This window comes from Brevibacterium sp. 91QC2O2 (genome assembly GCF_024580695.1).
Classification (GTDB): domain Bacteria; phylum Actinomycetota; class Actinomycetes; order Actinomycetales; family Brevibacteriaceae; genus Brevibacterium; species Brevibacterium moorei.
This window is the reverse complement of sequence record NZ_JANIJY010000006.1, coordinates 86,543-103,385: the sequence shown is the minus strand read 5'-3', so window position 1 is coordinate 103,385 and position 16,843 is coordinate 86,543. Positions and strand designations below refer to the sequence as shown.

General features: G+C 68.4%; 15 protein-coding genes and 1 tRNA gene. 8 read left to right on the top strand and 8 right to left on the bottom strand.

The features are described from left to right. Window positions 1-39: 39 nt before the first annotated feature. Together NQ036_RS06675 and NQ036_RS06670 are read left to right on the top strand one after the other, a co-directional pair. Window positions 40-1,668 carry a PrsW family intramembrane metalloprotease gene (locus NQ036_RS06675; RefSeq protein WP_257057829.1) on the top strand — a complete coding sequence of 543 codons (1,629 nt, stop codon included), beginning with the start codon at window positions 40-42 and terminating at the stop codon, window positions 1,666-1,668. After that, entirely contained in the window at window positions 1,665-2,879 is a 1,215-nt protein-coding gene (locus NQ036_RS06670; RefSeq protein ID WP_257057827.1) for a MarP family serine protease, read from the top strand. The genes NQ036_RS06675 and NQ036_RS06670 overlap by 4 nt, the downstream gene beginning before the upstream one ends. 42 nt (window positions 2,880-2,921) lie before the next feature. Here NQ036_RS06670 and NQ036_RS06665 read toward each other — a convergent pair whose 3' ends face one another. From NQ036_RS06665 to upp, 3 genes are all read right to left on the bottom strand, one after another. Next, on the bottom strand, window positions 2,922-3,845 hold the full coding sequence (locus tag NQ036_RS06665) for an endonuclease/exonuclease/phosphatase family protein (RefSeq protein WP_257057826.1): 924 nt from the start codon (window positions 3,843-3,845) through the stop codon (window positions 2,922-2,924). Between the two features lie 131 nt (window positions 3,846-3,976). Next, window positions 3,977-4,780 carry a winged helix-turn-helix domain-containing protein gene (locus tag NQ036_RS06660; protein ID WP_257049241.1) on the bottom strand — a complete coding sequence of 268 codons (804 nt, stop codon included), beginning with the start codon at window positions 4,778-4,780 and terminating at the stop codon, window positions 3,977-3,979. A 329-nt stretch (window positions 4,781-5,109) separates the two neighbouring features. Further along, window positions 5,110-5,745, bottom strand: a complete 636-nt coding sequence (gene upp / locus NQ036_RS06655) for a uracil phosphoribosyltransferase (RefSeq protein WP_257049240.1) — start codon at window positions 5,743-5,745, stop codon at window positions 5,110-5,112. 73 nt (window positions 5,746-5,818) lie between these two features. Between upp and NQ036_RS06650 the strand changes: the two genes are divergently transcribed. The 3 genes from NQ036_RS06650 to NQ036_RS06640 all read left to right on the top strand — a co-directional run bounded on the left by NQ036_RS06650 (window position 5,819) and on the right by NQ036_RS06640 (window position 7,100). Beyond that, window positions 5,819-6,379 (top strand): tRNA adenosine deaminase-associated protein, encoded by a 561-nt coding sequence (locus NQ036_RS06650; RefSeq protein ID WP_257049239.1) that lies wholly within the window; start codon window positions 5,819-5,821, stop codon window positions 6,377-6,379. A 35-nt stretch (window positions 6,380-6,414) separates the two neighbouring features. Beyond that, entirely contained in the window at window positions 6,415-6,855 is a 441-nt protein-coding gene (locus NQ036_RS06645; protein ID WP_257049263.1) for a nucleoside deaminase, read from the top strand. 157 nt (window positions 6,856-7,012) lie between these two features. Further along, window positions 7,013-7,100 (top strand) — tRNA-Ser (locus NQ036_RS06640). A gap of 119 nt (window positions 7,101-7,219) precedes the next feature. Here NQ036_RS06640 and NQ036_RS06635 read toward each other — a convergent pair. From NQ036_RS06635 to NQ036_RS06615, 5 genes are all read right to left on the bottom strand, one after another. Next, window positions 7,220-8,782 (bottom strand): acetolactate synthase large subunit, encoded by a 1,563-nt coding sequence (locus tag NQ036_RS06635; RefSeq protein ID WP_257057824.1) that lies wholly within the window; start codon window positions 8,780-8,782, stop codon window positions 7,220-7,222. Window positions 8,783-8,962: 180 nt separating this feature from the next. After that, window positions 8,963-9,448: a PadR family transcriptional regulator gene (locus tag NQ036_RS06630; protein ID WP_373456761.1), complete on the bottom strand. Its 486-nt coding sequence runs from the start codon at window positions 9,446-9,448 to the stop codon at window positions 8,963-8,965. A 370-nt stretch (window positions 9,449-9,818) separates the two neighbouring features. Further along, complete coding sequence (locus tag NQ036_RS06625) at window positions 9,819-11,108, bottom strand: PLP-dependent aminotransferase family protein (protein WP_257057822.1); 1,290 nt, start codon at window positions 11,106-11,108, stop codon at window positions 9,819-9,821. A gap of 72 nt (window positions 11,109-11,180) precedes the next feature. Further along, window positions 11,181-12,365 (bottom strand): alpha/beta hydrolase, encoded by a 1,185-nt coding sequence (locus NQ036_RS06620; protein WP_257049235.1) that lies wholly within the window; start codon window positions 12,363-12,365, stop codon window positions 11,181-11,183. Window positions 12,366-12,413: 48 nt separating this feature from the next. Further along, window positions 12,414-12,572: a hypothetical protein gene (locus NQ036_RS06615; RefSeq protein WP_257049234.1), complete on the bottom strand. Its 159-nt coding sequence runs from the start codon at window positions 12,570-12,572 to the stop codon at window positions 12,414-12,416. Window positions 12,573-12,839: 267 nt separating this feature from the next. On the opposite strand from NQ036_RS06615, the gene NQ036_RS06610 reads away from it, so the two are divergent. From NQ036_RS06610 to tgt, 3 genes are read left to right on the top strand one after another with little or no spacing between them, the layout of a single operon-like run. Further along, window positions 12,840-13,958 carry a histidinol-phosphate transaminase gene (locus NQ036_RS06610; RefSeq protein WP_257049233.1) on the top strand — a complete coding sequence of 373 codons (1,119 nt, stop codon included), beginning with the start codon at window positions 12,840-12,842 and terminating at the stop codon, window positions 13,956-13,958. Then, window positions 13,958-15,451, top strand: a complete 1,494-nt coding sequence (locus tag NQ036_RS06605; RefSeq protein ID WP_257049232.1) for an FAD-binding oxidoreductase — start codon at window positions 13,958-13,960, stop codon at window positions 15,449-15,451. Before NQ036_RS06610 ends, NQ036_RS06605 begins: the two co-directional genes overlap by 1 nt. Then, window positions 15,448-16,770, top strand: coding sequence for a tRNA guanosine(34) transglycosylase Tgt (tgt, locus tag NQ036_RS06600; protein WP_257049231.1), 1,323 nt, complete (start codon window positions 15,448-15,450; stop codon window positions 16,768-16,770). Before NQ036_RS06605 ends, tgt begins: the two co-directional genes overlap by 4 nt. The last annotated feature ends 73 nt before the right edge of the window (window positions 16,771-16,843 follow it).

The following is a 16,843-nucleotide window of genomic DNA, read 5'->3' as shown; positions in this document are numbered from 1 at the left end:
TCTTCGTCTAACGGCACAGATCGTGAGCAAAGGAACCGCATGAGTGAACAGCCTCCGAACCGGGTGCCTCCACAGCAGCAGGCACCGTCGCAGCCCGGTTATCCACAGGCGCCGATGCAGCGGAACTACCCGATGCCGCGCTATATCCCACCGGTCACATCGACGATGCGGGCCCAAGCGCCGGTGACGGCCTATCAGGGCGGTCCGGTGCAGGCGGGGTGGACGGCAGGCGCGCGGACCGCGGCTCGGCCGGGCTACGCCGGCCCGGGACGAGGGCCGGGTTATCCCGTCGCCAAGAAGTGGAATCCCAATGACGACGGCGCCCACCTGGCGCGTCTGATCATAGCGATCGTGGCCGTGTGCCTGCTGGGCCTGGGCCTGGCGGTCATCCTGCTCATCGCCTCTTTGAGCTTCCACGGCCTGGGCGTCATCGTGGTCATCCTGTCGTCCCTGCCCCTGCTGTTCATCGTCGGCATGGTGCTGTGGTTCGACCGCTGGAAACCCCAGCCCAAACTGTTGATGGCGGCCTGCATCCTGTGGGGCGCGGTGGCCGCGGTGGTGGGCGTCGTGGTCTTCCAGGCGCTGGGCATCGGGATCGCGAGCCTGTTCGGCCTGGACCTGACGGGCGACACGATGGGCGCAGTGGTGATGGCACCGCTGTTCGAGGAGTCCTTCAAGGGCGTCTTCCTGGTGGTGCTGGTGCTGGCCGGCCGCAAGTACTTCACCGGTCCCTTGGACGGCTGGGTCTACGGCAGCCTGTTGGGCGCCGGCTTCGCCTTCACAGAGAACCTGCTCTATCTGAGTTCCGGCCTGGCGGAGGGCTCGGCCGCGGGACTGGTCGGGACCTTCGTGATGCGCTGTCTGATGTCGCCGCTGCTGCACTCGACCTTCGTCATGTGCGCCGGCGTGTCGATCGGTCTGGCGTCCCGCCGCGGCCAGTGGTGGCTGACGATCGTCGCCTGGCTGCCTGGCATGTTCTGCGGCATGGTGCTGCACGGGTCGTGGAACGCCATGGCGACGCTGACGGGGGAGTGGGACAACGGCTTGGCGGCACTGGCCGTCACCCTGGCGTTCTCCCTGCTCATCTCCTGCCTGTGGTTCGGTACGGGCCTGTTCCTGCGCTCCGGCGAGGCGAAGGCCACCCGGAGGGCATTGGGCGACTATGCGAATGCGGGCTGGCTGACCCACGACGAGGTCTCGATGCTGGGCACCTGGGCCGGACGGCGCGCCGGCCGCCGTTGGGCCAGGCGGTTCCCAGGGGCCATTGCGAACATGAACCGGATGATCTCCCTGTCGGCGGATCTGGCGGCGATCCGGATGCGGCTGCTGGCGCAGGTCGCCGGTGCCAAGGAGGTGCAGGTGGAGCGCTTCGAGCTCGAGGAGTTCACCCGCAACCGTCGTGAGCTCATGCAGCGGGCCGAGGCCGGGCAGCGTCCCGGCGGGCAGTTCACCCAACAGCTCCCCGGCGTCCCGGGACCCGGCGCCCCGGGAACTCCCGGTCGCCCGCAGGCGGGCGATTGGCCGAGCGGGGTCGGCGGGCCGGGCACGGCCTCGGGACCGGGACAGCCGCAGGCACCCGGCTACCGGTCGCAACCCGGTCCCGGGATGAACCCGCCGGCCGGCGGTTACCGGCCCCAGTCCGGCGGGGGCTGGGGCCCGCCGCGATGATGCTCGTCGACTGGGTGCTGGTCCTGATCGCGCTGCTGTGCGCAGCGGTGGGCTACAGCCAGCGCCTGACCATGACCCTGGGCGGTTTACTGGGCTTCATCCTGGGCCTGATCGGCGGCCGCTTTCTGGGCGGCTGGCTGTTCGGCACGGGGAACGGGGAGGGCATCGTCGACCTGTCCGATCTGACCGGGAACACATCAGCCGGATTGCAGTTGGCGGTCCTGGCCGGGGTGCCGATTCTGTGCGGAATCATCGTATCCGCCATCGGCAGCTGGGTCGGGGCGCTGCTGCGCGAGAGCATCACCAGCCGCCTGGGCCGGGGGCTGGACGCCCTGGGCGGAGCGGCGGGCTCTCTGCTGGCCTTCGCCCTGGTCGTCTGGCTGGGAGCGGGTTGGATCCGGGTCTCGCCCCTGGTCGAGGCGAACCGGATGGTGGCCCAGTCGCAGATCGTCGCAACCCTCGACCGACTGGCGCCCTCGACCTCGGCGGTGGCCCTGGGCGAGATCGATTCGGTGTTGGCCCGCAATGGCTTCCCCCAGGTGTTCAGCGGCCAGACGGAGCGGATCTGCGATGTCGGTGTGCCGAACAAGGACCTGGCGTCGGTGGGACGCCGGGCGCAGGACTCGACGGTCAAGATCGTGACCGACCAGACCGTGTGTGGCACCCTGAGCGAGGGCACCGGCTGGGTGTTCAAACGGGGTTATGTCGCCACAAACGCCCATGTGGTCGCGGGTGCCCACCGGCTCAGCGTGCAGACCGGCGGCAAGGGCGCACCCTATGCGGCACGGGTCGTGGCCTTCGATGCGGACACCGACGTGGCCGTCCTCTATGCTCCACAATTGCCGGCGGCGGCGCTGTCCCTGGGCCAGGACCTGCGGTCGCGGGCCGATGCAGTGGTCGTCGGCTACCCGGAGAACGGGCCCTATACGATATCGCCGGCCCGGATCAGGGAGCAGCTCCCCGCCCGGGGCCTGGACATCTACGGTTCGTCCACGGTCACCCGCGATGTCTACTCCCTGCGCGCGGTGGTGCGCCACGGCAATTCGGGCGGACCCCTACTGGACGCCCGGGGACGGGTCGTGGGGATGGTCTTCGCGAAGTCTGCGACCGACGAGGACACCGGTTACGCACTGACCCTGGGCGAGGTCCGGAAACACCTGGACGCCACGCGGACCACTCCGGTGGACACCGGGAGCTGTGCGGCTGACTGAACGGCTCCGGAAGCTGACCGAGTCGTCCTCCGGCACCGGGTGTTATTCGGACTGGTCGAGGCGCACGACCACAGCTCGGTGATCGCTGGTGCCGCGGTCGAGCACCTCATCGGACTTGACGTCGAAGCCGCGGGTGAGCACATGGTCCAGTCTGACCAGCGGGAATTGGGTGGGCCAGGTGGCGCCGAAGCCCCCACCGGTGGCAGCCCGGGAATCCTGCAACTCCGTGGTCAGGTTCCCCAAGTAGCGGTCGGCCCCGCCGGCATTGAGGTCGCCGAGCATGATGACGCGCCCGGCGGAGTCCTGCCGGACGATCTGCGCGAGCTTCTCCAACGCCGCATTGCGCAGATCCTCCTCGCCGATGCGCACCGAGGGGATGTGGACGGCGTACAGCGCGATATCGCCATTGGGCCCGGCCAGCACGGTGCGGAAGGCGCGCGGCCACTTCAGGCCCAGATCGATCACCTTGGATTCGCCCAGGGGGTATTTCGACCACAGGCCCAAAGAGTCCTCGACCCGGGAATAGGAGTAGGCACCATCGAGTTTCGACTTGATGATCTTGCCGGATTTACTGGCCAGCTCCTGTACCGCCAGCACATCGGGTTTCCGGTCGAGCAGATTCTGCGCGGTGGCGGTGGGCTGGGACAGTTTGGCCCCCACATTCTGGGTCGCCACCGTCAGCTGCCCGTCGGCGGTGCCGAAGGTCGGCCGCAGGTACCCTCCGAACATGGAGCACCAGACCACGGCCGGGATGAGAAAGCCCAGGATGCCCAGGAAGCTGAAGCGGATCAGGCCCATGATGATGAGCAGAACCACCAGGACCACGGTCCAGGGCAGGGCGGACTCGACCACAAGGGCCAGGCCCTTGGTCTCCGGCAGGCGGCTGTGGAAGAACAGCAGTAGAGCCAACAGCACGCCCAGGATGAAGACGATGATTCCGCGGGTGGGGGACTTTCTGCGCGTCATTCCCCCAATGCTAGGTGGCCACCCTGACCGTGCCCCTCAGATTGGGCGCAAGGTGGCAGGGAGGCGCGGATGAGGTGGCGAAGCCGGATCCGGGGAGCCGTGGCCCGTGGTGCCGACGCAGTGCAGCGGGCTCAGTGCAGTGCGGTGGCCGACCAGACCTCGACATCGGGGTGGGCGTCGTAGCGGTAGCCGCCGCCCCGGATGGTGCGCACGACATTGGCGTAGTCGCCCAACCGGCGGCGCAGGCGGCGCACGTGCACGTCCACGGTGCGCTCATCGGGTTCCTGGGCATCGGCCGACCACAGGGCCTGGATCAGGTGGGAGCGGTCCAGGGTTTCGCCCGGGTGGGACACCAGGGTGGCCAACAGGTCGAATTCCTTCGTCGTGACGTTCACCTGGACGTCGTCGATGTGGACCTCGCGGCGGGGGATGTCCACGCGCAGGCCCGCGGTGGTCCGCTGTGCCTCTGTATCCTCGGTGGGGCGCGGCGGGCGGATATGGGCCGGGATGCGCGAGCGCAGCGGTCCGTGGCGCACGGCCGAGCCGCCGGTGGCGGCGGGGGACCCGGTGGCCACGGCGCGCACGGCGTCGAGGTCCCTGCCGGGGCCCTCTGGCGCCAGGGCGATGACGGCCTGGGTTTCGGCCCGTGCGGCGAGTTCGTGCGCATAGGACTGCAGGGCCTCGGCGATGGCGGTGAGGTTGGTGCCGTCCTGCGAGGCCTTCTCCTCGTCCAGGCCGATGTAGAGCACGATGCCGCGGGCGGCCCGCGGGGTGGCCTGGACCCCGGCCGGGGCCAGCGTGCGGGGAGCCGCGGCAGGGTCAACGGCGGTTAGCCTGGCGCCCTGGCGGCGCGTCGCCGCCGCGGAGCGGGGATGGGGGGAGGTAGTACGGGCGGTCAGGTCCGTCGGGGTGGTGCTGCGCTGTGCGAATGGCATGTCGATCCTCGGGTTTCCGGTGCTGCGAGTGGGTGGACGATTCCCGCCGGGCGGGATGATTCGTGTGGTGACTCGTTCGCGATCATGCCGCACTCGGTGCGACGCAGGTGATCAGTGATCGCGAACGCAGAGCATCTGCATGCTCTGCGCGGATGCGCGGGGCCGGCGACAGCTGCCGCGCGGTGCGCATATGTGCATCGGGAGGATTCGGGTCATGACTGTCATTATTCTTCATGCAGGTGTCATATGGAAGAGCCGGGGCCCCAATGTGACGGAATATGACAGCGCGGGTCGTTCGCGCGCCGCGCCCGCTGGGCGTCGCGCGTCGATCACACCACGCCGTAGAGGCGATCGCCGGCATCGCCCAGCCCCGGCACGATGTAGCCGTTCTCGTTGAGCCGTTCGTCCAGGGCAGCGGTGTGGATCGTGATGTTCGCCTGCCCGTCGTACTTCGCCTGGATGGCCTCGACGCCCTCCGGGGCGGACACCAGGCACACGGCGGTGACCTCGTGCACCCCGCGTTCCAACAGGAAGTCGATTGCCATCTCCAGGGTGGCGCCGGTGGCCAGCATCGGGTCGATGATGTAGACCTGCCGGTGCGTCAGGTCCTGCGGCAGGCGCTCGGCGTAGGCGGTGACCTCCAGGGTCTCCTCATCGCGCATCATGCCCAGGAATCCGACCTCGGCGGTGGGCAGGATGCGCAGCATGCCCTCGAGCATCCCCAGTCCCGCGCGCAGGATCGGCACGACGACCGGCCTGGGGGTGGCCAACTGGACGCCGGTGGTCTGTGCCACGGGGGTGGTGATGACCTTGGGCTCGGTGCGCACATTGCGGGTGGCCTCATAGGACAGCAGCGTGACCAGTTCGTCGGTCAGCTGCCGGAAGCGGGCCGAGTCCGTGCGCTCATCGCGCAGGACGGTGAGTTTATGGGCGATGAGCGGGTGATCTGCCACGTGGAGTTCCATAGCAGAAGAATATCGCCTGAAAGGAGGGGTCTGAAAGGTGGTCGGAGCCGCTCGGAGGCTACACAATAGAGGCATGTCCTACTTCACCGCAGTACTGAATGAAAACGGCTCCACCTTCAAGCTGGTCGATATCGACGTCGACGACGCCTCCAGCCTGGACGACCTCATCGACATGATGGTCAACGCAGGCGAAGGGGACGGCGATTCGGTGGCGGTCGTCGAACACGAGGACGAATGGTTCGCCATCGTCCGGCTGTTGCCCAGCGATGAGATCAAGGTGTTCATCTCCGATATCGACGCGGCCGCAGCCAGTCCCTATGCCGAGCTCTTCGTCGACTACCTCGATTCGCCCAAGGACGAACAGTACGAGGAGGAGGATTTCGCAGAGGAGGACTTCGCGGACTCCGACGATTCCGATGATGAACCGGAGGACGACCAGGACGAGGACCTGGAAATGCTCGACTTCGAATCCGACGGCGAGACCGGTGGGGACTCCGATATCTTCGCCGACCGTGGGGTCGACGCTGCCGAGCTCCTGGAACAGGTCGAGAAGTACCAGTCGGACCCGGCGCGCATTGTGGCGCACATCGGCGAGGTCGTGGGCTTCGCGGATTCGCTCGAGGCCGCGCGCTGAGTCCCGTATCCGGTCTGAGTCCGCGGAGGGAGCACCTGGAGTGGATGGGCCGGGCCCTGCGGCTGGCCGAGCACAGCCTGGACTCCGGGGACGTGCCCGTGGGCGCCCTGGTCGTCGACTCCGCCGGCCGGGTGCTGGGCGAGGGGTATAACGAACGCGAGTTGACCGGCGATCCGACCGCCCACGCCGAGGTCCTGGCGCTGCGGCGCGCGGCCTCGGCCCTGGGGCGGTGGCGCTTGGAGGGCGCGACGCTGGTGGTCACGCTCGAACCGTGCCTGATGTGCGCGGGTGCCGCGCTGGCCGCGCGCGTCGACACCATCGTCTACGGGGCCCATGACGACAAGGCGGGCGCCTGCGGTTCCGTCTGGGACCTGCCGCGCGACCGTGCCGCCCTGCACCACCCCGAGGTCTACGCCGGCATCCGCGCCCCCGAGGCCGCGGCCCAGTTGCGCGACTTCTTCGCCTCCCGCCGCTGAGCAGGCGTTTTGGTCCGCTCCTGGGCCCAGACCCAGACCAAAGTGACTGCTCAGTGGAGCGGGTGCTGAGTGGGCGGAGCGCGGTGTGATGAAGCTCGCGTCGATGGAGTGGCTGCTGGTTTGCCCCGGATGGTCGAGTTGCCCTAGAGTATCTAGCGGTAGCGTGTCCGAGCGGCCGAAGGTGCAACACTCGAAATGTTGTGTACGGTAACCCCGTACCGAGGGTTCAAATCCCTCCGCTACCGCGTTTGATAGAAGGACCCCGTCTCGTTGAGGCGGGGTCCTTCTGTTTTGCCGACTGCGGCCAAAACCCGGATCCTGGTCCCGGGGACTTCCCAGTGGAAGTCCCCGGGAGGGCGGACTTCTAGAGGTCGACCTCGATCAGGGCCGGGCCGTCGGTGGCCAGCGCGGTGTCCAGGGCCGCGGTCAGTTCCTCCATGGTGGTGGCACGTTCTGCGTGCACGCCCATGCCGCCGGCCAGCTTGACCCAGTCCAGGTTCGGATCGGACAGATCCAGCAGGCGCTCGGAGCGTTCCCCGAAGGTCGCACCGACGTTCGCCATCTCATTGCGCAGGATCTGGTACTTGTTGTTCGAGAAGATCAGCGTGACGATGTTGAGGTTCTCGCGGGCCTGGGTCCACAGGGCCTGCAGCTGGTACATCCCCGATCCATCCGACTCCAGGGTGATGACCTGTGATTCCGGTGCGGCGATCGCGGCGCCCACGGCGACCGGCATGGCGTAGCCGATCGAGCCGCCGGTGCCGCTGAGGTACTCGTGCGGACGGGCGGTGGCTGCCAGCGGCCAGTACCAGCCGCCGGAGGTGATCGACTCATCGATCAGCACGCTGTTCTCCGGCATCCGGTTGACGACGAGTTCGGCAACCGAGCGAGGCGTGATTGCTCCGGTGGTCGGGGGTTCGGGCAGCTTGAGTTCCGGCAGGTCCGGTTCGAGGTCGGTGGCGCCCAGTTCGGCGGCCAGTGCCTCGAGCGCACCGCGCTGATCCGAGACCGAGGTGGCCAGTTCCTGGATGAGTGTGCCCTGGGCGAACTGCTCGCTGGGCTTGTCCGGGTAGGCGAAGAAGGACACCGGCACTTTGGTGCCCACCAGCACCAGGTTCTGGAAGTCCGCCAGGAATTCCACAGCGTCGTTCACGGCGTAGGGGATCCGCTCGACGGCTACGCGGCCGGCCCCGTGGGATGCGACACCTGTCATGTTCAGCAGCAGCAGGCGGGCGCCGGTGGCCTTGGCGATCCGGCCCGCGATCTCGAGGGATTCGGGGTCGGTGACATTGCGCGAGAGGATGAGGCCGGCGCCCTCGCCGCGTTCCTTGGCGCGGGTCAGGATTTCCGCCACGGCCTTGACCTTGGACTGGTCGACCGGCTGCGGCCTGGGTACCACTGCGTCCGGCAGCGGGGCATCGACCTGGGGTTCGGTCCAGGCGGTGTCCGCCGGCAGGATGAGCGAGGCGATCTGGCCGGGCATGGTCTGGGATGCGGCGATGGCGGCCGCGGTGTCCGTGGCGATCGAATCGGCGGTCGGCGAGGTCCGGACCCAGTCGCTGAAAGGCCGTGCCGCACCTTCGATATCGCTGGTCAGCGGGGCGTCGTACTGGCGGTGGTAGGTGGCGTGGTCGCCGATGATGTTGACGATCGGAGAATCCGCGCGCAGGGCGTTGTGCAGGTTCGACATGCCGTTGGCCAGGCCGGGGCCCAGGTGCAGCAGGGTGGCTGCGGGCTTGCGGGCGACCCTGGCGTAGCCGTCGGCGGCACCGGTGACGACGCCTTCGAACATCGCCAGGACGCACCGGAGTTCCGGAACGTTCTCGACGGCGGAGACGAAGTGCATCTCCGACGTCCCCGGGTTGGCGAAGCAGACCTCCACTCCGTTTTTGACCAGGGTGTTGACCAGGCGATTGGCACCGTTCACGGGCGTCCTTCCATAGGCTGAATGCGATATACCGCACAGCCTAGTGAACGCCTCCATCCGGGACAATCCCCGGGTCACCTGCCGATACGAACGAGCCCGGGCGAACAGCGCCATTACGCGCCGAGGCGGTGCGCACCGGAAGCCATAGCCTCCCGGTGCGCACCGCCCCGGTTTGTTCGATCAGTCCTCGGCGAGAATGCGGTAGATGCCCTTGCGGGCATCGGCCAGCACGGTGGCGGCGGCCTCGGCCTGTTCCTTGGTTCCCCCGCGCATGATCTGGCTGGTCGCCTGTCCCAGCTTGGCCAGTTCCTTGCCCAGCTCCATCGTGAAGCCGGAGCCGAACCCGCGGCCCGCCGCCTGTTCCCATGGCTTGGGCTCGTCGGCCTCTTCCGCGGCGGCGGAGCGGCCCGCCTCGGTCAGGGAGTAGACCTTCTTGCCCGCGTCCTCAGCCGCCTCCAATAGGCCTTCATCGGTGAGCATCTGCAGGGTCGGGTAGACCGATCCGGCGCTGGGCTTCCAGGTGCCGCCGCTGCGCTCCTCGAGTTCGCGGATGATCTGGTAGCCGTGCATGGGCTCCTCCGCCAGCAGGGCGAGCACCGCCTGGCGGACGTCGCCGCGGCTCATCCGGCGCCCGTGCCCGCGGCCGCCCCCTGCCATCTTGCGCATGACATCGGAGATGCCGAAGGGGTCGAAGCCACCGTTGCCGTCCCAGGACCCGAAGCCGCCGAACCCACCGGGCCCGCCGAAGCCGCGTCCGCGTCCGCCGTGGCCCGCATGGGTGCGGGGGAAGTCGTCGTCATTGTCGTGGATGTTCATGGTTCCTCCTCTGTGACTGTATTGCGATCACTCACGACTGTATTACGACATATCGTTAAAGACAATGGGAGAGGGCTGGGCGTTTCGTGTGGGGTGTGCAGTGGGGGTGGTTTCGGGCCCCGTGGGCGGGTCCGGAGAAATCATGGGGCGATTTGTTTCAGATGAGGCCGTTCGAACAGTCACATCTGAAACAAACCACCCCATGTTCGCGAGCCGGGCCTCAGCGCACGGATTCGATGGCGCCCACCAGCCGGGCCACGCCCTCGGGCATCCGTTCGATCGGGGTGCGGGAGAAGGACATGCGCAGGTGCTCGCTGCGGCGCGCATCGGCGTAGAACGGTGACCCGGGGACGAATGCGACGCCGTGGGAGGCGGCGGCTGTGGCCAGTTCCTTGGTGTCGATGCCGGGCAGGCGCACCCAGGTGAAGAAGCCACCGGCCGGTTCGGTCCAGGTGGCGTCGGGCACCGCCGGGGCCAGGACCTGGGCGAATGCACCGATGAGGGCCCGGCCGCGTTGCCCGTAGGCCTCGCGCAGGCCCGGTAGCGCCTGCGTGTAGTGGCCGGTGCGCAGCATGTCCTCCAGGATGCACTGCCCCAGGGCGCCGGCACACTGGTCCGTGTTGGTCTTGGCCTCGGCCAGGGCCGCGATGACCGGTGCGGGCCCGGCTGCCCAGCCCATCCGGGTGCCGGGGGTGAAGGTCTTGGAGAAGGTGCCGATCTGCACGGTGACATCGGGGCCCAGCTCCCAGATCGACGGGCGGGTGGTGCCGTCGAAGGCCAGGTCGCGGTAGGCGACGTCCTCGATGATGAGCAGGCCGTGGAGGCGGGCCGCATCGACGATGGCCTGCCTGCGCTCGGCGGACAGCCACAGGCCCGAGGGGTTCTGGAAATCGGGGATGACGTAGAGCATCTTGGGTTCGGCGCCGCGGGCGCGGGCGGTCGCGACGGCGGGGCCGATGGAATCCGGGTCCAGGCCCGCGGCGTCGCCGGCCATGGGCACGCACACGCCCTCGTGGGTGCGGAAGACGCCGAAGGCGCCCAGATAGGACGGCGACTCGACCAGCACGGCGTCTCCGGGATCCAGCAGCGCCTTGCTCAGCAGGGTCATGGCGTCCACCCCGCCCGAGGTGACGATGAGTTCGTCTTCGCCCGGCACCCGGGACTGGGTGCGGGAGAAGTCCGCGCGCAGGACCTCGCGCAGCGAGGGCAGGCCCAGATTGGAGGCGTACTGGAGGGAGACCTCGGGCCGGGTCTCGATCGCCTTGGCCGCAAGCTCGGCCAGCAGCCCGGTGTCGAACAGGGCGGGGTCGGGGAAGCCGCCGGAGAAGTCGACGAGGTCGCCGCCGGCTCCCGAGAGCGCGAGCACTGCGGCCAGTTCGCTGGGACCGCCCTGGGCGCGCCTGGCCAAGCGCGTCGCCCAGGCCGAGGCGGGGGTCGGGGACTCTGGCGCGGCGGCGGCGCCGGTCGGAGTGGGTTCGGCTGAGGTCGGTTCTGATGTGGTGTCGGTCATGCTCCGATGATAGGAGGTGTGCGAGCCGGCCGCACGGGTGTCCGCGGCCTGCGCGGTCAGTGCGGTCGTTGCTCAGGCGTCCAGATAGCCGGCGGCGAAGTGGGCGATACCGGCGTAGGCGCGGTGCAGTTGCTCCGGAGCCGAGGCGAAGACGTCGTGCACAGCGCCGGGAATCCGCTGGAGCACGACGGTGTCGCCGACCTCGGCGCCGGCGCGGCGGATCAGGTCCACGTTGAGCACGATGTCGGCGCGCGTCATCTTCGAGGAGTACCGCGGGGACTGGTAGGTCTTGGCCGAGGTCTGGATCAGCACCGGCACGCCCACGTCGATCCCGTCGTAGATGCGCTCCTGACCGGCGAAGATGCTGGAGAGCCAGTCGGGGTAGACGGGGAAGCTGCCGGCCGGTTTGAGGGCCAGATCGTACTGTGGGCGGCCATGCGTTTCCGCGGCGGCCAGGGTGTAGAAGTTCGGCATGTCGATCGGCAGCGGTTTGATGCGGTCATCGGGCCGTCGGGCGCTCAGTCGCATCACCGGCATCAGGATCTTGCGCACCGCCGTGGAGTACTGGAACTCCAGCCAGGGCGAGTTCAGGCACAGGCCCGCCAACTCGCCCAGGCCGCCCAGCGGGTCGGTTGCTGGGTCCGGGGTCGGGGTCCCGACGGTGGGTTGTGCGGTGTCGCCCGCGTGCGAGGTGGCGCGGCCCGCGTGCAGATCGGCGGCCCATAGTGTGGCGACCAGGCCGCCCATGGAATGCGCGGAGACGATGAGGCGCGCGCCGGGGTGCAGCCCGCCGATCACGCGCAGGGCGGCGGTGATGTCCTGGTTGTACAGCGCGATGCTGGAGGCATAGCCGGGGCGCTGGGACGGTTCCGGGGCGGCCTCGGCGAGTTCGCGGGTGCCGTATTCGTTCCACTGCGCGGCCAGGTAGGCGGCGATCTCCGGATCCTCATCCCAGGATTGGCCGAGCAGTGGCCAGGAGGCGTCGGGGATCAGATTGCGGCCGTAGTTGCGGAAGTCCAGGGCGAAGAAGTGGGTGCCGCGGCCGGACCAGAACTCGGCGAGTTCGCGGTGGAAGAAGTAGTCGGACCAGCCGTGCAGGTGCAGCACCACGGTGTCGCGGGGTGGGGCGGTGGCCGGTTCCGGTGCTGCGGGCACGTGCCTGACCAGGGTCGCGCGGGCCGCGTCGGGCAGGTCGAGCCGGGTGGCCTCGAAGTCCGGCCCCAGAATGTCCTCGCGCCACTGCCGCTGCTCATCCATGTGGCCCATCGTAGTGGTGGGGTGGACGGCGGTGGGTCAACGGAACCCTCAGCGCTTGTCCGGCGAATTGAAGGCGATGCCGAACAGGCAAGCGGCCACGGCGAATGTGGCGATGCCCGACAGATGGCTGACCTCGTCGAACAGGCTGTAGCCGACGATGAGGACGGCGAAGGCCATGATCAGTGGGGTGATGCGGGGCTTCTTCATGCGGGCCGCTCCTTTGCTGTCCTGCATTCAACATGTATAGGCCTACATCTGCGGGCGACCGTACAGTGGCGGCGGGGTCTTGCTTGCGAGTGTACGCAGAATCACCGGAGTCGTGGTGTGGAGTGCTGCTGAGGTTGCTTTCATGTTCCGCGGGCGCATGCGACTGTACAAACGCCTACATGTGCATTCCACCTGGCCTGGAGCGCGGTCCGGGGACTTGGTGGACTGAGTCGTCTCAGCAGGTGTGTCGTATGCGAAGATGGAAGAATGAGTCAAGTCCGACTGCGCTCAGCGCTGGAAAACACCCCCGCATATGTTCCCGGCAAGCCCGCCGCCCCCACTCCGGGCGTGCAGACCTACAAGCTGTCGAGCAATGAAAGCCACCTGCCGCCGCTGCCGCAGGTCGCCCAGGCCATGGTGGACGCCGCCGTCCTCCCAGCCAACTATCCCGACCCGGGGGTCACCGCCCTGACGGAACAGACCGCCGCGCACTTCGGCGTCTCCACGGACTCCGTCATCTTCGGTGCCGGAGCCTCGGAGATCCTTACCGCCCTGTTCCGCCTGGCCGCCGATGAAGACCACAATGTCGTCTTCCCCTGGCCGTCCTTCGAATCGTATGCGCAGCTCGCCGCCCTCTCCGGCACGCAGGCCCGTCCGGTCCCTCTGACCGCCGACTACCGCCAGGACGTCGATGCGCTCGCCGCCGCAGTGGACGAGGACACCCGCCTGCTGGTGCTGTGCAGCCCCAACAACCCCACCGGTCCCACCCTGCACCAGGACGAACTCGACCGCCTGCTGGCCGCCGTGCCCGATGACCTGCTGGTCGTCCTCGACGAGGCCTACATCGAATTCGCCAACGACCCGCAGACGGCCGACGGCCCCACCACCCTGCCCGCGCACAAGAACCTGGTCGTGCTGCGCACCTTCTCCAAAGCCCACGGCCTGGCCGGGCTGCGCATCGGCTATGCGCTCGCGGCCCCGGAGATCATCCACGAACTGCACAAGGCGATCCCGCCGTTCTCCGTCTCCGCGGTCGCCCAGGCAGCGGCATCCGCCTCGCTGGCGGCTCAGGGCGAGGTCGAGGTCCGCGCCAAGGAGGTAGCAGCACTGCGCGACGGCCTGGTCGACCGCCTCCGCCAACAGGGCTGGCCGGTGCCCAGCGCCCAGGGCAACTTCGTCTGGCTGCCCGTGCACGAGGACTCCGACCGGATCGAGGCCGCGTTCAAGGCCGCGGGTCTGGCCGTGCGCAATCTGCACGACGGCGTGCGCATCTCCGTGGGCCCCGAAGCCGCAATGGACCGGGTGGTCGAGGTCGCCTCGGGCCTGGAATCGAAGTACCGGACCGCGCCGGGCGCCCCGGCCGCCACCGATGGAGGTATTGCCTGATGGAATTGGTAGATCTGACGCAGCCGGAACAGCAGGGCCTGACCCCTGCGGCCACCCCCGTCGACCTGGGCCCGCTGCGCGCGGCCCTGAGCAGTGAGCACGCCCTGGTCACCGATGCCGACGTCGTGGCCTCGTACTCCATCGACCACGCCATGTTCTGCCCCTTCGGCACGGCCCGCGGCCTGGTCCGCGCGGAGACCATAGAGGACGTCCAGGCCACCGTGCGCTTCGCCGCGGCCAACCGCATCCCGATCGTCCCGCAGGGGGCGCGCACCGGCCTGGCCGGCGCCGCCAATGCCGTGGACGGCAGCCTGTTGCTGAGCCTGCACAAAATGGACCGGCTGCTCGACGTCAACCCCGTGGAATCGACGTGCACGGTCCAGCCGGGCATCATCAACAAGGACCTGAAGGATCAGCTGGCCCCGCACGGCCTGGCCTACCCGCCGGACCCGGGCTCGGTCGCGATCTCCACGATCGGCGGCAACGTCTCCACCAACGCCGGCGGCATGTGCTGCGTGAAGTACGGCGTGACCCGCCAGTACGTGCGCAGCCTCAAGGTGGTCCTGGCCGACGGCACGCTGACCACGGTGGGCCGGCACACGAAGAAGGACGTCGCGGGCCTGGAGCTGTCCCAGCTGTTCATCGGCGCCGAGGGCACCCTGGGCGTGGTCGTGGAGATCACCCTGGACCTGGTGCCGCTTCTGCCGGCGCCCCTGACGGCCATGGTGCTCTTCGATGACCAGGTCGCCGCCGTCGGCACCGTCACGGACTTCCTGGCCGCCGGCAACAAGCCGAACCTGATGGAGTTCATGGACGGCAAGACCGTCGCGATGGTCAACGACTACCAGGACTTCGGCCTGCCGGACGGGATCGCCGGGATGCTGTTGGTGCAGTCCGACGGTGACGGCTCGCTGGAGCGCGCCAAGGACGAACTGGCCCGCCTGGAAGAGGTCGCCAAGGCCAATGGCGCGCTGGACGTCATGTACTCCGACGACCCGGCCGACTCCGACATGCTGGTGGCCGCCCGCCGCGCAGTGTCGCCGGCCACGGAGAAGTACGTGAACAACCACGGCGGCGGTTCGCTGGTCGACGATGTGTGCATTCCGCGCGGGAAGATGCGGGAGTTCTTCGCCGCCCTGCTCGAACTCGACGCCCGCTTCACCGACGCCGAGGTCACCACCTGTGCCCACGTGGGCGACGGGAACATGCACCCCACGGTGCTGTTCGACGCCTCGGACGCGACCTCGACCGAACATGCGCGCGAACTGTTCGCCGCGATCATGCAGCTGGGCCTGGACCTGGGCGGCACCGTCACCGGCGAGCACGGCGTGGGCTACCTCAAGGCCAAGTGGCTGGGCGAGGAACTGGACCCGGCGAGCAAGCACATCCACGCCGTCATCAAGCACGGCCTGGATCCGCTGGGCATTATGAACCCCGGCAAGATGCTCTACCCCTTCGTCAACGAGCCCGTGAAGATCTCGGAGGACGCATGAGCGCGGACGCGCCCGCCGCTGCGGCGGGGACCCTCGCGGGCCCGGCCACCCTGGCAGGTGCCGCCGGCACAGTGCCGGCTGCGGCCTCGGCGGCCGAGGCCCCCGTCAACGACCGCGCGAGGTTCGGTTTCGAGGTGGGCGCCACCCTGCCCACCGGTGGGCGCACCGGCGTGATCCACACGCCGCACGGCGATATCCGCACCCCCGCCTTCATCCCGGTGGGCACGAAGGCCAGCGTCAAGGCCGTCCGCCCCGATGAGATCGAGGACCTGGGTGCGCAGGCGGTGCTGTCGAACGCCTACCACCTGTACCTGGAGCCGGGCCCGGACATCGTCGACGAGGCCGGTGGCCTGGGCCGGTTCATGAACTGGCACGGCCCCACGTACACGGATTCCGGCGGCTTCCAGGTGATGAGCCTGGGCGCGGGCTTCAAGAAGGTCATCTCGATGGAGGCGACGGGGGAGCAGAACGACGACGCGGTGGCCGCCGGCAAGGAGCGCCACAGCTTCGTTGACGACGACGGCGTGTGGTTCAAGAGCCATCTGGACGGCAGCCGCCACCGGTTCAGCCCCGAGGTCTCCATGGGCATCCAGCACAGGCTGGGCGCCGACATCATGTTCGCCTTCGACGAATTGACCACCCTGGTCAATACGCGCGGCTATCAGGAGGAGTCCCTGGAGCGCACGCGCAAGTGGGCCGTCCGCTGCGTGGCCGAACACCAGCGGCTCACCGCCGAACGCAGCCACCGGCCGTATCAGGCGCTGTTCGGGGTGCTGCAGGGTGCGCAGTACGAGGACCTGCGGCGCAAGGCCGCGCGGGACCTGGGCGCCATGGACTTCGACGGCTTCGGGATCGGCGGGGCCCTGGAGAAGGAGAACCTGGGCACGATCATCCGCTGGGTGTGCGAGGAGCTGCCGGAGGATAAACCCCGCCACCTGCTGGGTATTTCGGAGCCGGATGATCTGTTCGAGGCGGTCAAGACCGGTGCGGACACCTTCGACTGCGTCTCGCCCTCACGCGTGGCCCGCAATGCCGCGCTGTACACCAATGACGGCCGGTTCAACATTTCCGCTGCCAAGCACAAGCGGGACTTCGGCCCGATCGACCCCGAATGCGACTGCTATACCTGCCAGAACTATTCGCGGGCCTATCTGCGGCATCTGTACAAGGCCAAGGAGATGCTGTTCTCCACCCTGTGCACGATCCACAATGAGCGCTGGACGGTGCGCCTGGTCGATTCCATGCGGCAGGCGATCGAGGAGGGTCCCGACCGCTTCGCGGAACTCGAGGCCGAGGTCCTGGGCCGCTACTACGCCTAGGTCCCTTCTGCGTTTTCTACTTCTGCTCCCTTGGCACCCCTGATCTCAGCGGTGCCAAGGGAGCAGAAGTACA